The 18,802-nt window shown below is 69.2% G+C and carries 17 protein-coding genes; 6 read left to right on the top strand and 11 right to left on the bottom strand.

From position 1 onward, the window contains the following. The first annotated feature begins 205 nt into the window (after positions 1–205). Both CFB49_RS22455 and CFB49_RS22450 read left to right on the top strand, forming a co-directional pair. A complete protein-coding gene (locus CFB49_RS22455) occupies positions 206–637 on the top strand; it encodes a CBS domain-containing protein (RefSeq protein ID WP_069616559.1) in 432 nt (143 codons plus the stop codon). A gap of 103 nt (positions 638–740) precedes the next feature. Next, complete coding sequence (locus CFB49_RS22450) at positions 741–1,244, top strand: PRC-barrel domain-containing protein (protein ID WP_089492345.1); 504 nt, start codon at positions 741–743, stop codon at positions 1,242–1,244. A 34-nt stretch (positions 1,245–1,278) separates the two neighbouring features. On the opposite strand, the gene CFB49_RS22445 is transcribed toward CFB49_RS22450, so the two are convergent. From CFB49_RS22445 to CFB49_RS22430, 4 genes are all read right to left on the bottom strand, one after another. Then, positions 1,279–1,899: a DUF4142 domain-containing protein gene (locus CFB49_RS22445; RefSeq protein WP_089436469.1), complete on the bottom strand. Its 621-nt coding sequence runs from the start codon at positions 1,897–1,899 to the stop codon at positions 1,279–1,281. Positions 1,900–1,949: 50 nt separating this feature from the next. Next, on the bottom strand, positions 1,950–2,495 hold the full coding sequence (locus CFB49_RS22440) for a hypothetical protein (RefSeq protein WP_069616556.1): 546 nt from the start codon (positions 2,493–2,495) through the stop codon (positions 1,950–1,952). 78 nt (positions 2,496–2,573) lie between these two features. Next, positions 2,574–2,984: a BON domain-containing protein gene (locus CFB49_RS22435; RefSeq protein ID WP_089492344.1), complete on the bottom strand. Its 411-nt coding sequence runs from the start codon at positions 2,982–2,984 to the stop codon at positions 2,574–2,576. A gap of 68 nt (positions 2,985–3,052) precedes the next feature. Next, positions 3,053–5,047, bottom strand: coding sequence for a hybrid sensor histidine kinase/response regulator (locus tag CFB49_RS22430; protein ID WP_089436468.1), 1,995 nt, complete (start codon positions 5,045–5,047; stop codon positions 3,053–3,055). Positions 5,048–5,439: 392 nt separating this feature from the next. Between CFB49_RS22430 and CFB49_RS22425 the strand changes: the two genes are divergently transcribed. After that, entirely contained in the window at positions 5,440–6,480 is a 1,041-nt protein-coding gene (locus CFB49_RS22425; RefSeq protein WP_089492343.1) for a sigma-54 interaction domain-containing protein, read from the top strand. 28 nt (positions 6,481–6,508) lie between these two features. Here the strand turns inward: CFB49_RS22425 and CFB49_RS22420 are convergent, their stop codons facing one another. Together CFB49_RS22420 and CFB49_RS22415 are read right to left on the bottom strand one after the other, a co-directional pair. Next, the gene (locus tag CFB49_RS22420; RefSeq protein WP_089492342.1) at positions 6,509–8,308 is read right to left on the bottom strand and encodes a methyl-accepting chemotaxis protein; all 1,800 of its coding nucleotides are present in this window, start codon (positions 8,306–8,308) and stop codon (positions 6,509–6,511) included. Between the two features lie 203 nt (positions 8,309–8,511). Continuing rightward, positions 8,512–8,766, bottom strand: coding sequence for a DUF3562 domain-containing protein (locus CFB49_RS22415; RefSeq protein WP_089492341.1), 255 nt, complete (start codon positions 8,764–8,766; stop codon positions 8,512–8,514). Between the two features lie 537 nt (positions 8,767–9,303). Between CFB49_RS22415 and CFB49_RS22410 the strand changes: the two genes are divergently transcribed. Next, entirely contained in the window at positions 9,304–9,738 is a 435-nt protein-coding gene (locus CFB49_RS22410; protein ID WP_089492340.1) for a hypothetical protein, read from the top strand. A 494-nt stretch (positions 9,739–10,232) separates the two neighbouring features. On the opposite strand, the gene CFB49_RS22405 is transcribed toward CFB49_RS22410, so the two are convergent. The 5 genes from CFB49_RS22405 to CFB49_RS22380 form a co-directional block, all read right to left on the bottom strand. Further along, positions 10,233–11,168 carry a universal stress protein gene (locus CFB49_RS22405; protein WP_069616549.1) on the bottom strand — a complete coding sequence of 312 codons (936 nt, stop codon included), beginning with the start codon at positions 11,166–11,168 and terminating at the stop codon, positions 10,233–10,235. A 208-nt stretch (positions 11,169–11,376) separates the two neighbouring features. After that, complete coding sequence (locus CFB49_RS22400; RefSeq protein ID WP_089492339.1) at positions 11,377–12,759, bottom strand: amino acid permease; 1,383 nt, start codon at positions 12,757–12,759, stop codon at positions 11,377–11,379. A 458-nt stretch (positions 12,760–13,217) separates the two neighbouring features. Next, positions 13,218–14,243 carry a DedA family protein/thiosulfate sulfurtransferase GlpE gene (locus CFB49_RS22390; RefSeq protein ID WP_069616547.1) on the bottom strand — a complete coding sequence of 342 codons (1,026 nt, stop codon included), beginning with the start codon at positions 14,241–14,243 and terminating at the stop codon, positions 13,218–13,220. Between the two features lie 185 nt (positions 14,244–14,428). Then, positions 14,429–14,935: a cupin domain-containing protein gene (locus CFB49_RS22385; protein ID WP_069616546.1), complete on the bottom strand. Its 507-nt coding sequence runs from the start codon at positions 14,933–14,935 to the stop codon at positions 14,429–14,431. A gap of 305 nt (positions 14,936–15,240) precedes the next feature. Then, positions 15,241–15,711, bottom strand: a complete 471-nt coding sequence (locus tag CFB49_RS22380; protein WP_069616545.1) for a universal stress protein — start codon at positions 15,709–15,711, stop codon at positions 15,241–15,243. Between the two features lie 320 nt (positions 15,712–16,031). Here CFB49_RS22380 and CFB49_RS22375 point away from each other — a divergent pair, with 320 nt between their 5' ends. Next, positions 16,032–18,134, top strand: a complete 2,103-nt coding sequence (locus tag CFB49_RS22375) for a PAS domain S-box protein (protein WP_089492337.1) — start codon at positions 16,032–16,034, stop codon at positions 18,132–18,134. Continuing rightward, positions 18,131–18,778 (top strand): response regulator, encoded by a 648-nt coding sequence (locus CFB49_RS22370; protein WP_006483707.1) that lies wholly within the window; start codon positions 18,131–18,133, stop codon positions 18,776–18,778. Before CFB49_RS22375 ends, CFB49_RS22370 begins: the two co-directional genes overlap by 4 nt. Positions 18,779–18,802: the final 24 nt, after the last annotated feature.

Raw genomic sequence — 18,802 nt, 5'->3', positions numbered from 1 at the left:
ATGACGGGCATCGGCCACTGACGGCCCGCCGACAGCCCCCGGCTGCCGCCGTGGAAGATGTACAAGGGCGCTGGCAAATTTCTCCGCGCCCGGCACCTCGGTGCAGGTCGGGTGCGGGCGTGAACAGGTCTTGGCCCCGGCGTGCGCGCCGTATGCGTGGCACGCGCGGTGCTCCCGAATCGTCCCGATCACCCAGGAGGCGTTCATGTATCGCGTCAACGAGATCATGTCGCGCGACGTAGTGTGCGTCGCGCCGACCGACACGATTCGCCATGCGGCCGAATTGATGCAGCGCTTCGATATCGGCGTGCTGCCCGTTTGCGACGGCGCCGAGCTCGTCGCGATCGTGACCGATCGCGACCTCGCGGTGCGGGCGCTGGCGCACGGCCATTCGCCCGATACGCCGGTGCAGGCGGTCGCATCCAGGCCCGTGCAATGGTGTGTCGAGGACGACGGCGTCGGCGACGTTCAGCAGCGCATGGCCGACGTGCAGCTGCACCGCCTGCCGGTGCTGGACCGCAGCCTGAAGCTCGTCGGCATGGTGTCGCTCGGCGACATCGCGACGCGCGCGGGCGGCCCGGCGCGCGACGAGCTCGCCAATACGCTCGAGGACGTCTCGTTGCCGCGCCGTCGCTGACCGGTCGGCGTGCCCATCATCCCGCGGCCTGCTGCCCCGGCGCATTATCCGCGCAACGAATTTGCGCGCGGGCCGGGTTGCCGCTTCGACCAGGAGGTTTTCGATGACAACGGACAAACCGTCGCGCGACGCCGCGCGCATCGTCGGCGCGAAGCCGCGCACGGCCGCCGGCGGGCCGGGACCCGACGTCATGGCCGCCCGCACGCTCGAAAGCGATCGCGTGCTGACGATGGACGGCGACGACATCGGCAAGGTCACCCACATCATGCTCGACGTGCGCGCCGGGCGGATCGCGTATGCGGTCGTGTCGTCCGGCGGCTTGCTCGGGATCGGCGACAAGCTGCTCGCGGTGCCGTGGAACGCGCTCGTCCTCGATGCCGAACGCGAATGCTTCGTGCTGCCCGTCGGCACCGCACGTGTGCGCGAGGCGCCCGGCTTCGACAAGAGCCGCTGGCCGACGATGGCCGACCCCGAGTGGGCCGAAGCGCTGCATGCGTATTACGGCCGTTCGCCGTACTGGCTGATCGAGGAAGGCGAAACGGCGCTCGATTCGCCGCCGTACGAGGCGTCGCCGGGCGGCCCCGAAGACGGTACGCGGCAGCACTGAAGAAGCCTGTCCGAACTGCCCGCCCGACAGCGGGTCACTGCGCGGCTGCCACCGCCTTCGCGAGTTGCCGCGCGGCGCCCAGATGCGCGTTCAGCATCGGCAGCGTGCGGGCCGCGAACGCGCGAAGCTGCGGGTCGCGGCCTTCTTTCGCCTCGGTTTCGTAAAGCCGGATCGCCGCTTCGTGCGCGCGTGGTCCGGCCAGCGCCACGTACGCCGTATCGAAGGCGCGCCCGTCCTTCGCCCGCAATGCCGTCACCGCCGGGTCCACGAGCATTCGTGTCTGGACGGGCACGCCCTTTTGCGCGCCGATGTGCCGCAATTCGTCCGTGATACGCGCGTGATCGTCGACCATCCGGCGCGCGAAGGCCTTCACGTCGGCGTTCGACGAGCGGTCGAGCGCCAGTTGGCCGGCTTGCCGTTCCACCTTGCCGATCATGCCGGCCTTGTCGACGAACTCGGCGTCGATGCCGGTCGGCCGCTGCGTCATGCCGGGCTCGTCGGCGGTCGGGCCGGGGAGGATGACGCCCGGGGCGACCTGCGCGGACGAGGCCGGCGTCTGCGCGTGCGAAGACGCGCACGCCAGGACGCCGGCGATGGCAGTCAGCCCGCTGGCCAGCGGCCGACGCGTGCGTTGCATGATCCGGTTTTTTGTCATCCGGGCCTCCGGGTGGGACGACGGAGCGGGGCCGGCCGCGCCGCTTGCCGTCACGCGGGACGATGGTCCGACGTGAAGAAATCGGTCCACGCGCCGTTGTGCCATGCGCCCTCGGTGCGCTCCACCGACAGCGCGCCGGCGGCGAGCATCGTCCGCTCCGCGAACGCGATCGTGCGCCGCGTCACATGCGCGGCCAGCACGACGCCGTTTTCGCATTGCTTCAACGCGCCATGCCCCTCCGGCGCATCGCCGCGCATCCGGCCCAGCGCGCCGCACAACGCACCGACATAGCCGCCCACGAGCGGCACGCCAATCCACGCGAGCGGCGAATGAAGGCCGCCCAGATACAGCAGTGCGGCCCCGGCGAGCCCGACGACCGCGCCGACCGCCACGCCTTCGAGCGCGCCGAGGCCGCCCGGTCGCGCGGCGGAGTCCGCATAGACGTCGCCGCCGAGCCAGAACAGCGCGTGCTGCCCGGGCGGATTGAGAAAGAAGACCTTCACGTCGTCCCGGTGGATGGCGTGGCCGCGCAATTGCTCCGCGCAGCGCTCCGCCTGCTCGAGCCGCGAGAAACGGCCCGCGATGATGGTGTCCATGTCGACCTCCTGCCCGGTGACGCGCAGGGCCGCGGGCGCGCGACGCCCGATCGGCCCGGCGCTGGCCCGCGCATCACGTTACTTCCGGCGAATCTGCAGCTTGTCGCGCACGCCGCTCACGCCGCTCACGTCGTGCGCGACGCGGATCGCGGTCGCGCGTTGCCGCTCGTCGGGTACGTTGCCCGTGAGTTCGACCACGCGGTCGCGAACCTGCACGTCGATGTCGCCGGAGGCCAGGCCGCGTTCGGCGACGAGCGCGGCCCGGACGCGGGACGCGAGCGTCGCATCCCGGATCTGGCCCCCGACGGCAGACGCCTGGCTCGCCAACTTGGCACGGGTGCCGTCGTCGGCCGATGCGTCGCCGGGCGTCGCGATCCATGCACACGACAGCATCAGTATGCTCGCGATCGGCACGACCGGCGTCCTGCGTCGGGTGCGTGCCGGCTTGCTACCCGCGCCGTCGCGCCGCGTGTTGTCCGTTGCGTCCATCGTGCCTCCTTTTTCGTATACGGTCGGCGGCCAGGCAACCAGAGTGTCTGCGCGGTCCGTGTGCGCCGCTACCGCTCGCGCGGCTTCCCGCCGCCCGCGTCGCGCCTGTCGTCCGGTACGACGTCGACGATCACGCTCGCGAGCGTCGGCATGTCGACCGGCTTGCACAGATACGCATCGAATCCGGCGGCCATCACGCGACGCCGGTCGGCCTTGCCGGCGTGCGCGGTCACCGCGACGACCGGCAGATGCCCACCGCCGTCCGGCAGGCGCCGGATCCGGTCCAGCAGCCAGTAACCATCGCCATCCGGCATCGCGAGATCCGACAGCACGACGCTCGGGTGCTGCTGCCGCTCGAGCGCGTCGAGCGCATCGTGCCCCGATCGCGCGGTCGATACCTGCGCGCCCATCGTTTCGAGCGCCACCGCGAGGCTCGTCCGCGACGTCGGATCGTCGTCGACCACCAGCACGCGCTGGCCGTCGAGCGCGACCGTATCGGACCTGCCCTTCGCGCGCGGCGGCCGCTCCACCGGATCGTCGGCGTCCCAGCCGGCCGGCAGCGTCACCGCGACGGTCATGCCGCGTCCGACGCCCGCGCTCGTCGCGACGACTTCGCCGCCGTGCAGCTGCGCGATGTTGCGCACGATCGACAGACCGAGCCCCAGGCCGCGCTTCGGCGACGTGAACGCGCCTTGCGGCCGGCTGAATGTCTCGAACAGGTGCGGCAGGTATTCCGGCGCGATGCCTTGCCCGGTGTCGGAGACCGACAGCCGCACGCGCTCGCCGGCGCGCGTCAGCGACACGTTGACGCGTCCGCCCGGCGGCGTGAACTTGATCGCGTTCGACAGCAGGTTCGACAGGACCTGGCGCAGGCGTTCGCCGTCCGCCGGAATCACGCAGGCCGGCATCGCGTATTCGGTCGACAGCACGAGCCCGTTCGCCTCGGCCGTCGCGTCGAATTCACGCGCGGCGTCGCGCACGATCCGCACGACATCGACCGGCACGCGTTCGAGGCGCAGCCGGCCGGTCGCGAGGGACGACGCGTCGAGCAGGTCGGCGACCATGTGCGACAGCGACCGCGCGCTGCGATCGATCGCATCGACCGCCTGCTGCGTGAAACCCTGCCCGTCGGCGTTGCGCAGCACCTCGACCCAGCCGTAGATCACGTTCAGCGGCGTACGTAGTTCGTGCGACACCGTCGCCAGCAGTTCGTCCTTCAGCCGGTTCGACGCGTCGGCCTGCACGCGTGCGTCGCGCGCGCCGCGCAGCGAGCGAAGGTAATGGCGTTCGTTGCGGCGGCGTTGGCCCGCTTCGCGCAGCGTCAGCGACAGGCCCGCGCAGTGACCTTGCGCGTCGACGATCGGCGACGCGGCGAAGGTCGCGCGGAAACGGCCGCCGTCGCGGCGCACGCACAGTACGTCGAGCGGTCCGACCGGCGCGCACAGGTTCGCGAACGACGCGGGCACCGCATGCCGGCGCAACCAGCGCGGCGCGATCATCGTGACGATGTCGCGTCCGCTCGCCTGCGCCGGATCGACGCCGAAGATACTGGCCGCGGCCGGATTCCAGCTGGTGATCCGGCGCTCGGCGTCGGTCCCGACGATCGCATCGGGCGACGCATCGACCACGTGGCGCAGCAGTTCGTCGTCGGACACGCGTGCGACGGACGACGGCTCGCGATGCGGCGGATACGGATCGCCGTCGTGGTCGCCGGTCCCATGCGGACGATCGTTCGCGAGCAGCGGCTTCACGGCGGCCACCAGCACGCATTCGACGAAACCGATCGCGACGAACGCGCCGGCTTGCGTCAGCAGCGCCGCCAGCGGCGCGTCACGCCACCACCATGCGGCGATCACGCCGGCGCTCGCGGCGGTCGCGACGAGGCCACCGCCGAACGACGTCAGCCATGCGGCCGCCGCCACGCCGGCATAAAAAGGCAGCGGCGCAAAGGGCGCGTGCTGGCCGACAGCCTGAATCGCCCACGCCTGCAGCGCGGACGCCAGCCCGACGGCCAGTACGACCCATGCACCCTGCCGGAACAGCTCGCGGGTCAGAGTCCTCATTGCGTCCTTGCATCGCGCCGGCTCCCGTCGTGCGGGGGGGATGCCGCCTTTCGGCCATCCGGCATACCGTCGAGCGCGCCGGGCGAGCGTGAATGCGTCAGCAAACAGCGTACCCGGCCGCGGCTCCACATCGTATTCGTGGCACCGGATGGCTAGGCCTTGCGCCCGCGCGGGTGGTGGCCTGGGCGGTCGCGGTCGGCATCGTCGCGCCCGCCGCCGCAATGGGGCGTCGGCCGCTTTTTTCATCGGGTTTCTGTAAAAAAGCGCCGATCCGACCGGAACGCGGCGTCATGCCAAGGCGCCCGACAAAATCGATGGCCTGTTTCTTTCGCTCGTGCCGCCCACATTGGAATTTTCTATTCCGCGGCACCTTCACGGTTGTTTCGCTGTCGATGATAAATATTGCAATCAACGGGACGTGTAATGCCGTTTTGCAAAACGGCCCGCGAACGCCTATGGGTGAACCAGCCAACCGGACGAAGCAGCGCGCAGACGGCCGCCGGCTGTCCGGCCGGTCTGCCGCGATGCGCACGCTGCTCGCCCGTATCGACAAAATCGCGCCGACCCGCGCGAGCGTGATGATTGCCGGCGAAAGCGGGGTCGGCAAGGATATCGTCGCGCGCCGGCTGCACGATCTGAGCGCGCGGCGCGACGGCCCGTTCGTGCCGATGAACTGCGGCGCGATTCCGCCCGACCTTGCCGAGGCGCACCTGTTCGGGCACGAGAAAGGCAGTTTTACCGGCGCGATCGCGCAGCGCGAAGGGTTCTTCGAAGCCGCGCGCGGCGGCACGCTGTTGCTCGACGAGGTCGCGGAAATGCCCGCCGCGCTGCAGGTGAAACTGCTGCGGGCGATCGAGTCGAACACGATCGTGCGCGTAGGCGGCACCGAATCGATTCCGCTCGACGTGCGGTTCGTATCGGCCACCCGCCACAATCCGGCCGACGCGGTGCGCGACGGCCGGCTGCGCGAGGACCTGTTCTACCGGCTCGCCGCGTTCGCGATCTACGTGCCGCCGCTGCGCCAGCGCGACGGCGACGTCGAGACGATCGCGCAGGAATTCGTCGACACGCTGAACGCGCGGCATCGCGCGCACAAGCGGCTGACCGACGCGGCGATCGCCGCATTGCGCGCGTATTCGTGGCCCGGCAACGTGCGCGAACTGCACAACACGATCGAGCGCGCGTACATCCTGTCGGACGAAGGCATCGACGTCGCCCTGCCGAAGCAGCCGATGCCGGACGCCGACAGCACCTCGGAAGGCGCGATGGCGCTGCCGGTCGGCGCGACGCTGCACCACGCGCAGCAGCGCTTCATCGCGGCGACGCTGCGTCACTTCGACGGCAACAAGCCGCGCGCGGCGAAGGCGCTCGGCATCAGCCTGAAGACGCTCTACAACCGGCTCGCGCTGATGCGCGATCAGGACGGTTCGTAAGCGGCGCGGGCCGCGGGCCCCTGCTGCGTCAGGCGACCTTGAACTGCCCGACCGTCGTCGCGAGCGCGTTCGCCTGCGACTGCAGCGCGGTGGCTGCGGCGGTCGACTGTTCGACGAGCGCCGCGTTCTGCTGCACCATTTCGTCGAGCTGGCTGACCGCGCGGTTCACTTCCTGGATCCCGCGCGTCTGCTCGTTCGCCGCATGCGTGATCTCGGAGATGATGGTCGTCACGTTCGCCACGTTGGACACGATCTCACGCATCGTGTCGCCGGCCTGGCGCACCTGCCCGGACCCGGCCGACACGCTCGCGACCGTCGATTCGACCAGCACCTTCACTTCGCGCGCGGCCTGTGCGCTGCGTTGCGCGAGGCTGCGCACTTCCTGCGCGACGACCGCGAAGCCGCGGCCCTGTTCGCCTGCCCGCGCCGCTTCGACGGCCGCGTTCAGCGCGAGGATGTTGGTCTGGAACGCGATCCCGTCGATCACGCCGATGATGTCGCCGATCCGGCTCGACGCTTCCTCGATCTTCCCCATCGTCGCGACGACGTCCGACACGACCACGCCGCCGTGCGACGCGATCCGCGACGCGGCCGCCGCGCGCTCGTCGGCCTGGCCGGCCGCCGCCGCCGACTGACCGACGGTCGCGGTGATCTCTTCCATCGACGCGGCGGTTTCCTCGAGGCTCGCCGCCGCCGATTCGGTACGCGACGACAGGTCCTGGTTGCCCGCCGCGATCTCGTTCGCGGCCGTGCGCACCGATTCGCTCGCGTCGCGGATCTGGCGCATCACGTCGTTCAGCTTGTCGACGAAACTGTTGAACGAGCGCGCGATGTCGGCGACTTCGTCCCGGCCGTCGGCCGGCAGCCGCTGCGTCAGGTCGCCGGCGCCCGAACCGATCGCGGCCATCGCCTGGCGCACCTGCGACAGGCGGCGGAACGCGGTCGCGGTGATTGCGCCGATGATCAGCGACGCCACGCCGACGATCACGATCAGCGTGATCAGCGAAGCGGTCAGCAGCGAACGCATCCCGGCCGTCGCCTCGGCCTTGTCGAGCAGCACCAGCGCGTACCAGTCGGTGCCCGGCACCGGTTTCGCGCGCACCAGCTTCGCGTCGCCGCCGACACTGACCTCGACTGGCGCGTTCGCCGCCGCGATCGACGCCACGCCGAGCGAGCCGAGTTCGGGCGACACGTCGGCGACAGGCTTCAGCGTGAGCTTCGCGTCCGGGTGGGCGACGACGTGGCCGCTGCTGTCGATCAGCATCCCGAAGCTCGCCGGCGTCGGGCGGATCGACTTGACGTTCGCGATCACGCTGTCCATCGACAGGTCCGCGGCGACGACGCCCTTCAGCGCGCCGTCGCGCAGGATCGGCACCGCGAACGTGACGACGAGGTTGCCCGTGCCGGCATCGACGTACGGCGGCGTAACGACCGGCTTGCCGGCCTGCGCGGCCTGCTTGTACCACGGGCGGCCCGTCGGGTCGTAGTCGGGCGGGATACCGGTGGGGTCGGAGAAGTGGAACGCCTTGTCTGCGTAGCCCGCATAGACGTTCGTGAAGCCGCCGGCCGCGGCCATCTGCTTGAACACCGGCAGCGGATCGGGCGTCAGCGCGGCATCCTGCAGCGACGCGATCATCCGGCTGCGGGTCGCGACCCAATCCGCGATGCCGACCACGTGGCCGCTGGCGACGGAGGTCAGGTTGCGGTCGATCGCGTCGTCGTTGTACGCGCGTGCGATGAAATAGTTGATCAGGGTCGTGGCGACGAGCGCGAATACGACGATGGCGACGCACGCGGCAAGAATGCGGGCGCGAATGGACGAGAACATGGCAACGACTCGGTAAGAGAACGGGGAGCGCCCGGTTGGACGAATTCACCGGGTAAACGGCAAATCGGGCCACTTACTTGAGGTCGTTGTGACGGTTCGATGAAACGTATGACGACAGGCGTCCGAGACTGTCGGCCGATCGTCAGGATGGCCGGGTTCGACGGATGGGCTGCGCGCGAGCCGCGGCACGCGGCCACCGCACGCTACAGCCGCTGGCCCGGACGCGGATCGGCGTCCGCGGGCGCCGCATCGGCCCGGGTGTCGCGGCTCAAATCGTCCTTCTGGCGCATCCGCTCGCGCAGGTGCCGGATCGCGAATACATGGATGTAGTCGTGCACGCGCGCGCCGGACGACAGCGCGCGCACTTCGTCGTCGAGCATCGCACGCAGCTGATCCGCGCCGATCGCGCGCCGTTCGGCGGCTTCCTTGAGTGAATCGAGCAAATTGTCCTTGGACATCGACAGACTCCTGACGGTCGAGGAACGAAAGATGACGGTACTGGAAGCTTAAAGACTGGACAGACGCGCGGCGTACGATGCGCCGGCGCGGGTTTGCGCGCGATCAATGGCACGTTGCGTGCCGCCCCGTCGATCCGTTTCCGAACCGTTCGCACAGGATCCGCGGCGCACATGGCCCGCGAACGAAACTGGAAGCCTTGCCACGCCACCCCGGGGCGCGGCATGGGCGACGGGCGGCGGGTGGACCGCCGGGCGACGCCGATGCAGTGGGGAACTTAGACCGTCCGAAATCATGCGTCAAGCGCACCCCTGTCATGCATTCATCGGACGAACGCGGCGGTCCCGGCCGATCGGCCGTCGCGCGTGTCAGCGGATTCCGATAGCGTCGCGCAATTTCCTGACAGCGACTTCAGCGCGCGCCGCTTGGCAGCGCGCCGTCGCCACACGATACTGGTCACATGAACCAGGCGTTCATACCGGAACATCGCTCAGTCGGCCATCGAGCCGGCACGCGGGGTCCGGCGCAGGAGACCAACCATGGCACATCGCAACTTCCCGGGCCGGGACGGCCAGCGGCGCGCGTCGGGCAACGCGCGCGCCCTGCCCGCCCGGGCCGCGTCGGCCGGCAGCCGTCCGTCCGACGACCTCGACACCTTGCTCGCGCTCGCACGCGAGGCCGGGCTGCTCGTCACGCTCGATGGGCAGATCGGCCGCGAGAAGTATCAGAGCGTCGCGGGGTCGGTCCTCGCGTTGCAGCGATTCGCCGCGGCGCTGTCCGCGCGCAACGCAGCCGACGCGCCGGCCGCGTCGGAGCCCCGTCGCAAGGCGCGCCCCGGCTGGCCGCATGCGAATCGTTTACGCAGCCGCACATGCGGCGCATGTGCGCCGCTCCATGTCGTGCGTCCGCATGCACGGGTGCGTCGCTGCCCGGGCCGCCGGCACGACCTGCGATCGATTCTTCGCTCCCTCTGATCAGCGCACGTCACCGACGCACGGCACGGAGCCGTGCATCGGTCGCGCGTCACGACACGCCCGCCATGCCGGGCCCATCCTGCATGCGCCCCGTCCGCGACCCGTATCGAGGTGACCGCGCGCGATGACGCGGCGCTCGACGCGCCGCATTCCAAACCATTCGTGCGGGGAAATGAATTCGACGGGGCCAGGCGGAAAGCGGACGGGGTGACTTCCACCCCGCCCGTCCTCCAAGGCAACCGTTGGTTGCCTACCCTCGTGCCAGAGAGTTTCCGGTCGGATGACGCGCCGGACAAACACGCGGCGCGGCTCCCGAACATGATGTGGCGGCGAGTGCGACAGTGATCGCCTTTCACATGCGGGCGCGGCCATGGTCCCGCATGCATGCGAAGGCCAGTCGCGTCGGGGGACGCTTCGCCACTGTCTCACGCGATATGCGCCGCGTTTCTGATGCAGGTCAATCCGCGCCCGCTTCGATCGCGACGACGCGCGATTCATTCCGCACCGCGCACCAGCAGCACCGGCACCTGCGCGAGATGCGCGACCCGCCGCGCGACGCTGCCGATCAGCCAGGCGGCGATGCCGCGACGGCCGTGCGTGCCGACCACCAGCAGCTCCGCCCGCCAGTGCACGGCATCGCGCATCAGTGCATGGGCCACGTCGTCGCTGGTCGGATGCGTCTCGACGATGCCGCGCTTGGTCGGATTGCCGGTCGCATGAAACAGCGGGCCGATCTTCGCGAGCGCGTCCTCGCCCTCCGCGCGGTATGCATCCTCGAGCGCGCGCACCGGCACGACATCGGTCAGACGAACCGCGCGATCGACCACGTACGCCGCATACAGCAACGTCGTCGGCGCCGCGAAGCCGAGCCCGACGCGCACCGCGTGCAGCGACGGCTCGCTGCCGTCGACCGCGAACATCAGCCGCTGCAGCGGGCCGTCCGACGTCCGTGCATAGGCGGACGGCACGATCAGCAGCGCGCAGCGCGCGCGTTTCGTCAGCGTGTCCGACATCGCGCCTTCGACGAGCCGCAACAGCCCGTGATGCGGATTCGCGCCGATCGCCAGCACGTCCGCGTGCCACGTCGACGTATCGTTGACCAGGGCGTCGGCGACCGAGCCGCCCGTGACCGACGTATCGACGACCACCTGTTCGACTTCGATCCCGCTGTCGGCGAACAGCGCGGCGATTCGCGCGCAGGTGGCCTGCGCTTCGCGCATCATGTCCTCGCGTGCCGACGTCAGCAGCGCGTCGATGCGCGGAATGTCGGGCAACACCAGGCGCGGATTGTCGATCGCGCAAATGATGCGCAATCGCATGCCGGGACGCAGCAGCGTGCGCACGTAACGTGCGGCGGTCAGCGATTCGGGCGTCGGATCGACGGCCAGCGCGATCCGCGCGAGCGTCGGGATGGGCTGGGCAGGCTGCATGGCGAAGGTCTCCGTGCGTGCACGTCGTCGCCGGGCGACGACGGGGCGCTTCGCGCGGCGGCGGACAGCCGCTGCGGTCGGGGATCGGCGGGATGCCACGCGAAGCGCGGACAAGCGATGCGTTCGTTCAGCATAGGCCGTCCGGCCCGCGCGCGCATGATCGCGATCAACGATCGCGAACGGTCGCGCGGCACCCCGCCCGCGCGGCTTACGACTTCGTCGGCATCGACGCGGCCGGACGGTTCGCATGGAACAGCGTGTATGCGATGTCGAGCAGTACGATCCACACCGGCCCGATCACGAGCGCGACGCGCGTATCGGGCGTGAACGCCATCAGCACGACGACCAGCGCGAGAAAGCCGAGCGCGACGAACGAACCGAGCGGAAAGAGCGGCACGCGGATCGGCAGGCGCGCGATCTGGTCGGCCGACAGCGTGCGGCGAAAACGCATCTGCGCGATCAGGATCACGCACCACGTCCAGATCGCGCCGAACGTCGACACCGACGTGAGCCACGTGAACACGTGCTGCGGCGCGAGATAGTTGAGCAACACGCCGATCAGCAGCAGCGCGACCGACACGGCCACGCCATACACGGGCACGCCGCTGCGGTTCACGCGACCGAGCGCGGCCGGCGCCTGGCCCTGCTGCGCGAGGTTGTAGAGCATCCGCGCGGTGCTGAACAGCCCGCTGTTGCACGACGACAGCGCCGCGGTCAGCACGACGAAGTTGATGATGCCGGCGGCGGCCGGAATGCCGAGCCGGGAGAACGTCATCACGAACGGGCTGCCCTGCGTGCCGATCTGGTCCCACGGATAGAGCGACATGATCACGAACAGCGCGCCGATGTAGAAAATCAGCACGCGCCAGAACACCGAATTCACGGCCTTCGTCAGCGATTTCTCCGGGTTGCGCGCCTCGCCGGCCGTGAGGCCGAGCATCTCGACGCCGAGATACGCGAACATCACGATCGGCAGCGCGGCGATCACGCCGTTGATCCCGTTCGGCATGAAGCCGCCGTGCGACCACAGGTTCGAGATGCCGGTCGCGATACCGCCGTTGCCGATGCCGAACGCGATCATCAACCCGCCGCCGATGATCATCAGCACGATCGTGACGATCTTGATCAGCGCGAACCAGAATTCGAATTCGCCGTACAGTTTGACCGCGATGAAGTTCACCGAGCCCATCGCCAGCAGCGCCGCGAGCGCCCAGATCCAGTTCGGCACGCCGGGAAACCACATGTGCATGTAGACGCCGACCGCCGTGATTTCCGCCATGCAGGTGACGATCCACACGAACCAGTAGGTCCAGCCGGTCAGGTAACCGGCGAGCGGGCCGAGGTAGTCGCGCGCATAGCGGCTGAAGGCGCCGGCGACCGGGTTGGTGATCGCCATCTCGCCGAGCGCGCGCATGATCAGGAAGATCGCGAGGCCGCCCAGCAGATAGGTCAGCAGAATGGCCGGGCCGGCCGTGCGGATCGCGGTGGCCGAGCCGAGAAACAGGCCGACGCCGATCGTCGCGCCGAGCGCCATCAGATTGATGTGCCGTTCTTCCAGCCCGCGGTGCAACTGGTCTTCTGGTTGTTTCAAATTCGTCTCCTGGCGGCCGCGAGCGGGCCGCCGTCATTGTGTCGATGACAATGCGCGTCCGTTCATGCCGATTTCGGCAGCCGAAAACGAAATAATCCCTGCTGTCGATTTCTGAATGAGAAACGACGTGGATACCGCTTCAATTCGGTTGGAATTGCTGCGGATTATCCGTATTCCCCGGAACAATCTGGAAGTACGGATAGGGCCTTTCACGGAATACACCCGAGCGCCCCGCGTGACAAGGCTGTGCGCGGGGCGAGCGGTAACGGGATCCATCGCTTTCGGCGCGAACGAACGCGCGTCGAATGTGCGCAATCAAACGCACGCAATATGCAGGCGGGATTATAGGGAGGATCGGCGGTTTCGCGCCAGGCGATTTTGGGGAAAATCGCGGCAGGTGAAAGCGGTGTTGGATTGGAATGCGTGCGACGCGGCGGGCGTATTTACGGCGGGCGTATTTATTTCGACAACGTCGCCCGTACCGTATATTCGCCTTCCAGCCCACCATGATCGGGCCGCACGAAATACCGCGACGAATCCAGATCGGCCGGCAGCGGCTCGACCGGATAACCGTGCTTTTCCCACGCATCGAGGCCGCCCTTCAGCGCGCGGATGTTGTGGATCATCTTCTTGCGCTGCATCTTCGCGATGAGCCGCTTCGCGGTCGCCTCGTTCGGGCACACGCAATAGACGACGATCGGCCGCTTCAGCACTTCGGGGGCCAGCAGGTCCGGCGAATCGAGATCGACCGGCACCGCGCCGGCAATCCGGTACGGCTCGCGTTCGCGAATCGCTTTCGGCCGTGCGTCGAAGATCAGCGGCGGTTCGTCGGACGTCATCATCTCGACGAGCTGCGGTGGCGAGATGCGCACCTGCGCGAGATAGCGGCGGAACTGCACGCGGCGCACCCAGCGGTACAGCAGGAACGTGATGAAGATCGCGAGGAACGCGTCGAGGATCGTGCCGCCGCTCGCGCGCACCCACAGCACGAACTGGACGATCTGGTCGTGAATGGCCGCGCCGCCGATCAGCCAGAACGCCGCCCACAGCGATGCGCCGGCCAGATCCCAGAACAGGAACACGCCGATGCCGATCGCGGTCGTGCCGAGCAGCGGCGCCGATACGAGGCCGAGGCCCGGCAGGAATTTCGACAGCACGAGCAGCGGCGCGCCGTACCTTTCGAATACATTACGCGCGAAGCGCAGCGTCGTGTCGAGCGACAGCGAGAAGCGCACGAGGCCGTTCAGCAGGCGCCGGCCGCGCGTGCGGCCCATGAAGAACCACAGCGAATCGGCCAGCATCGTCGCGCCGATCGCCGCCGCGAACATGCTGACCCAGGACGCCTGCCCCATCGCCGCCATCGTGCCGCCGAGGATCAGCATCGGCACGGCCGGCACCGGCACGCCGAGCTGCGTGATCAACACGCTCGCGAACACGGCCCACGGGCCGAGCGACGATGGAATTGCAATGGGAAAGTGCCACACGGCGGCGCTCCTCGAAGACATGCGGGCCGCGCGACAGGGCCGTCGGTACGGCGGCGCAACGGCCGCCGCGGCATGTCCGCGACCGACCGGTGCATCCTGCGCATTCTAAACGGGTTTGGCCTCGACCGCGCGGAACACGGGCCGTCCGCACGGGCTTTGCGCCCGGCGTGACGCGACCGTGACAGTCACGCGTCCGGGCGCTGCGCAAGCTGCGCGACGTGTTCCGCGTAGTCGGGAAACTCGGCCGCCAGCGCGGCCGCATCCGCCAGCTCGAATTCCGCGAATTCGAACCCCGGCGCCACCGTGCAGCCGACGAGCGCGACGTGCTCCGGCGACGCGCAGCGCGCGCCGAACCAGCTTCCGGCCGGCACGACCGCCTGGAACACGGTGCCCGGATGCGTGAGCGGGTTGCCGAGCCGGTGAATCGTCAGCCCGTCACGCGCGTCGAGCACCCACACTTCGATCGGATCGCCTGCGTAGAAATGCCAGACCTCGTCGGAGCGGATGCGATGCCACGACGAATACGCGCCGTCGCACAGCAGGTAGTAGATCGCCGTCGATGCGGCACGTGGCGCGCCGTCGGCCGGACGCACGACCGAATCGGTCGCGCGGTAGGTTTCACGGAAATAGCCGCCTTCGGGATGCGGCTGCAGGTCGAACTGGCGAATCAGGTCGGTCGCGGAAATCGGCATGGCGGATGACGTCGGTAAGGTAGGCAACCGGCATCCGGCGGCTGACCGATCGTCGTTCTTGCGACCGGATGCCGCCGGATGTCCCTGCGTCGATCGCCGCGGCCATACGCGCGGCGAACAAGCGGACACCGGCCGATGCTGCCAGAACTGCGTGCCGGGATGCAACCGCCGACGTGCCATCACGCATCGGCGCGCGTATCGGTGGCACGGCGCACTACGCCATCGCGCCATGTGCGGCCAAGCGTGTGGCGCCCTGCTGCCCGTCAATGCGCGGGGAGGCGGCACCGGGCGCCGTACCGCGTCGCTTACGCGGCCGCCGACGTCCCGGCCTCGTCGTGCCGCACCAGCAGCACGGGCCGGTCGGCCGCGCGCAGCAGCGACTCCGCCACGCTGCCGAGCAACAGCCTGCGCAGACCATGCCGCCCGCTCGTGCCCATCACGACCAGATCGGCGTCGGCTTCGGCCGCCGTGCGCATCAGCACCGTCGCGATGTCCTCGCCGTACGCGTCGAGCGCGCGCACCGTGCCTCGCACATGCTGCTGCGCGAGCGCGGCTTTCGCGTCCTCGAGCACCGGCGTCGCGGCATCGGTCGCGGCGACGTCGCCGTCGCGCTCGGCCGCGAAGCCGGCGTCGACGTCAACGAGCTGCGGCCGATGTTCGACGACGTACGCACACGTCACTTCGCCGCCGGACGCGGTCGCGATCCGGATCGCCTCGTTCAGCGCGAGACGCGCGCTCGGGCTGCCGTCGAGCCCGACGAAAATCCGCTTGTACATAGTCCGTCCCTCCGACCGGCCGTGCGTCGCGCGTTGCGCCACCACGGCCCGTTACCGCGAGCCGGCCCGGCGCCGGCTTGCCTGCCGAACAGTCTGCCCCACGTGCCGACGCGTGCGTTGACGCGCGTCAAGCGTGGCCGGCGCGCCTGCGGCTGCACGCCGTTTGCCGCAATTTCAACTGCCCCCATTACAAAAAATGTGTAAAACGCGCACAATTTCGTCCTGAAAATAGTCGTTGCACGCAGCCGGTGCGAGTTTCCCCCGGTTTTGCCGCGCTGCCCGCGTGCCCCGGGCAGCCCGAACAACAGAATGGCCATCGAATGACCGTCAGTGGAACCCCGACGCGGGACGCCCGAGAGCCCACGCGCCTCGAGATCATGTTACGCCAGCCGTTCGCGGCCGGCGTCGTTGCGCTGTGCGCGGGCGCCGTGCTGTCGCTCGGCGTCGCGCTGCTCGTGCGCGAGCAGTGGCAAACCGCCGTTCATACGCGTTTCGAGCGTCGGACGACGCACGTGACCGCGATGCTGCGGCATGAACTGCAGGCCGGTGTCGCCGTGCTCGAAGGTGCTCGCGGCGCGTTCGGCCTCGTCCCGGACATGACGCCCGGCCAATGGCGCCGGTATGCGGAGACGCTCGATCTCGACAGCGGTCGCTCGCCGGTCCGGCAGATCGGCTATGCACCGCTGACGCCCGCGGCGCGCGGCGCGCTGGCCGGCGCGAAGCCCCTGCCGGCCGATCCGCTCGCGGCAGCGACGCTCAGCGCCCCCGTCTCGAACTCGCCGGTCGTGCGCTTCGGCGCGTCCGACGCGGCGCCGCTCACGCGCGCGCTGCGGACCGGCGATATCGCGCTCGGCGTCCACCCTGCCGACGACGACGCGTCCCGCGACGCCCGCACCCTGACGCTGTTCCTGCCCGTGACGACCTCGCCGGTGGCCGCCGCCACGCCGTCCGGCACGCGCGAAGCCGGCGTCGACGGGATGCTGTTCGCGGCACTGAGCCCGCGGCGTCTGGTCGAGCGCGCGCTCGACGCCGAACGCGGGATCGATCTGTGGATGACCGCCAGCGGCGATTCGCGCGCGATCGTCAGCGTCGAGACGACGACCGACGAAGCGTCGGCGTCGCCCGATCTGATGCGGCGCACCGACGTGCTGAATTTCGGCGGCACCGCGCTGACGCTCGCCTATTCCGCGGACGGCCGGCCGAGCGCGACCGGCGCGCAGCGGGCGGCCGGCACCGTGCTCGCGGCCGGGCTGATCGCGTCGTTCGGGTTCGCGGCGCTCGTCCATGCGCTGCTGCGCGGCCGGGCCGATGCCGGCGCGAGCAGCCGCGGCAGCCTCAACGAGGCGCGGATGATGGGCATCATCCGTTCGTCGATGGAAGCGATCATCACGATCGACGAGAAGCAGACGGTCGTGATCTTCAATCCGATGGCCGAGCAGGTGTTCGGCGTGTCGGCGATGGAGGCGATCGGCGCGCCGCTGTCGCGCTTCATTCCCGAGCGGTTCCGCGCGGCGCACGCGAAACACGTCGACCAGTTCGGCGTGACGGGCGTGTCCGAGCGGCAGATGGGCCGCCAGCGCGTGCTGTTCGGCTTGCGGGCCAACGGCGACGAGTTCCCGATCGAAGCGTCGATCTCGCAGATCCGCGACGCGTCGGGCAAGCTTTATACGGTAATGCTGCGCGACATCACCGAGCGGCTGCGGGCCGAGAACGCGCTGAAGCAATCGCGCGAGGAATTGCGCGAACTGTCGGCGAACCTGCAGAACGTGCGCGAAGAGGAAAAGACCCGCATCGCGCGCGAGTTGCACGACGACCTCGGGCAGCAGCTCACCGCGCTGAAGATGGACCTGTCGGTCGTCGAACAGCAACTGCGCATGCCCGGCCGCGCGCAGCCCGACGCAGGCCTGCAGACGCATCTGCAAGGCATGCGGCGGCTGATCGACGCGACCGTCGCGTCGGTGCGGCGCATCGCGGCCGACCTGCGGCCGGTGATGCTCGACGACCTCGGCCTCGTGCCCGCGATCGAATGGCTCGCGAACGATTTCACGAACCGCTATGGGATCGATGTCGAGCGCCACATCGAAACGGGCGGCCTCACGTTCACCAGCACGGGCGCGACCACGCTGTTCCGGATCGTCCAGGAAGCGCTGACGAACGTCGCGCGCCATGCGGATGCGACGCGCGTGGCGTTGCGGCTCGACATCGAGGAAGGCAATTGCGTGCTGCGCGTCGCGGACAACGGCCGCGGCGCGGCGCCCGGCGGGCCGGCTCACGAGGACAAGTCGTTCGGCCTGATCGGCATTCGCGAACGCGCACACATGCTGGGCGGCACCGTGACCATCGACACCGCGCTCGCGCGCGGTTTCTCGATTACCGTCTCGTTTCCGCTCGGCACCGTTCAACAGGACACGCTCATCACATGATCAAGGTGCTCATCGCCGACGACCATACGCTCGTACGCGACGGTCTGCGGCACATCCTCCAGAACGCCACCGGATTCGAGGTGGCCGGCGAAGCCTGCGACGGCCCGTCGACGATCGCGCTGGTGCGGGCGACGCCCGCGCAGGTACTCGTGCTCGACCTGTCGATGCCGGGCCGCAACGGCGTCGAACTGATCAAGCAGATCAAGGACGAGAAGCCCGCGCTGCGCGTGCTCGTGCTGACGATGCACGCGGAGCAGCAATACGCGGTGCGTGCGTTCCGCGCGGGCGCGTCCGGCTATCTGACGAAGGAAAGCGCGAGCGCGGAGCTGGTCGGCGCGGTCACGAAAGTGGCGTCGGGCGGCGTCTACGTGAGCCTCGCGATGGCCGAGCAGTTCGCGCAGAGCCTGAACGAGCCGGCCGAAACGCTGCCGCACCAGCGGCTGTCCGACCGCGAATTCGACGTGTTCCGGCGGATCGCCGCCGGCCAGACGCTGACCGAGATCGCGAATGCGCTGTGCGTGAGCGCGAAGACGGTCAGCACCTACAAGACCCGGATCCTGGAAAAGATGCAGATGCCGCACGAAGCGGCGCTCGTGCGTTACGCGATGCGGCACAAGCTGCTCGACGAAACGGACGACGTGTAACGGACGACGTGTAACCGACGTGGC

The sequence above is a fragment of the Burkholderia sp. AU17457 genome, from assembly GCF_002223255.1.
Lineage (GTDB): Bacteria > Pseudomonadota > Gammaproteobacteria > Burkholderiales > Burkholderiaceae > Burkholderia > Burkholderia sola.
Note: the sequence above shows the minus strand (reverse complement) of the source record. Positions and strands in the feature narration are given on the sequence as shown.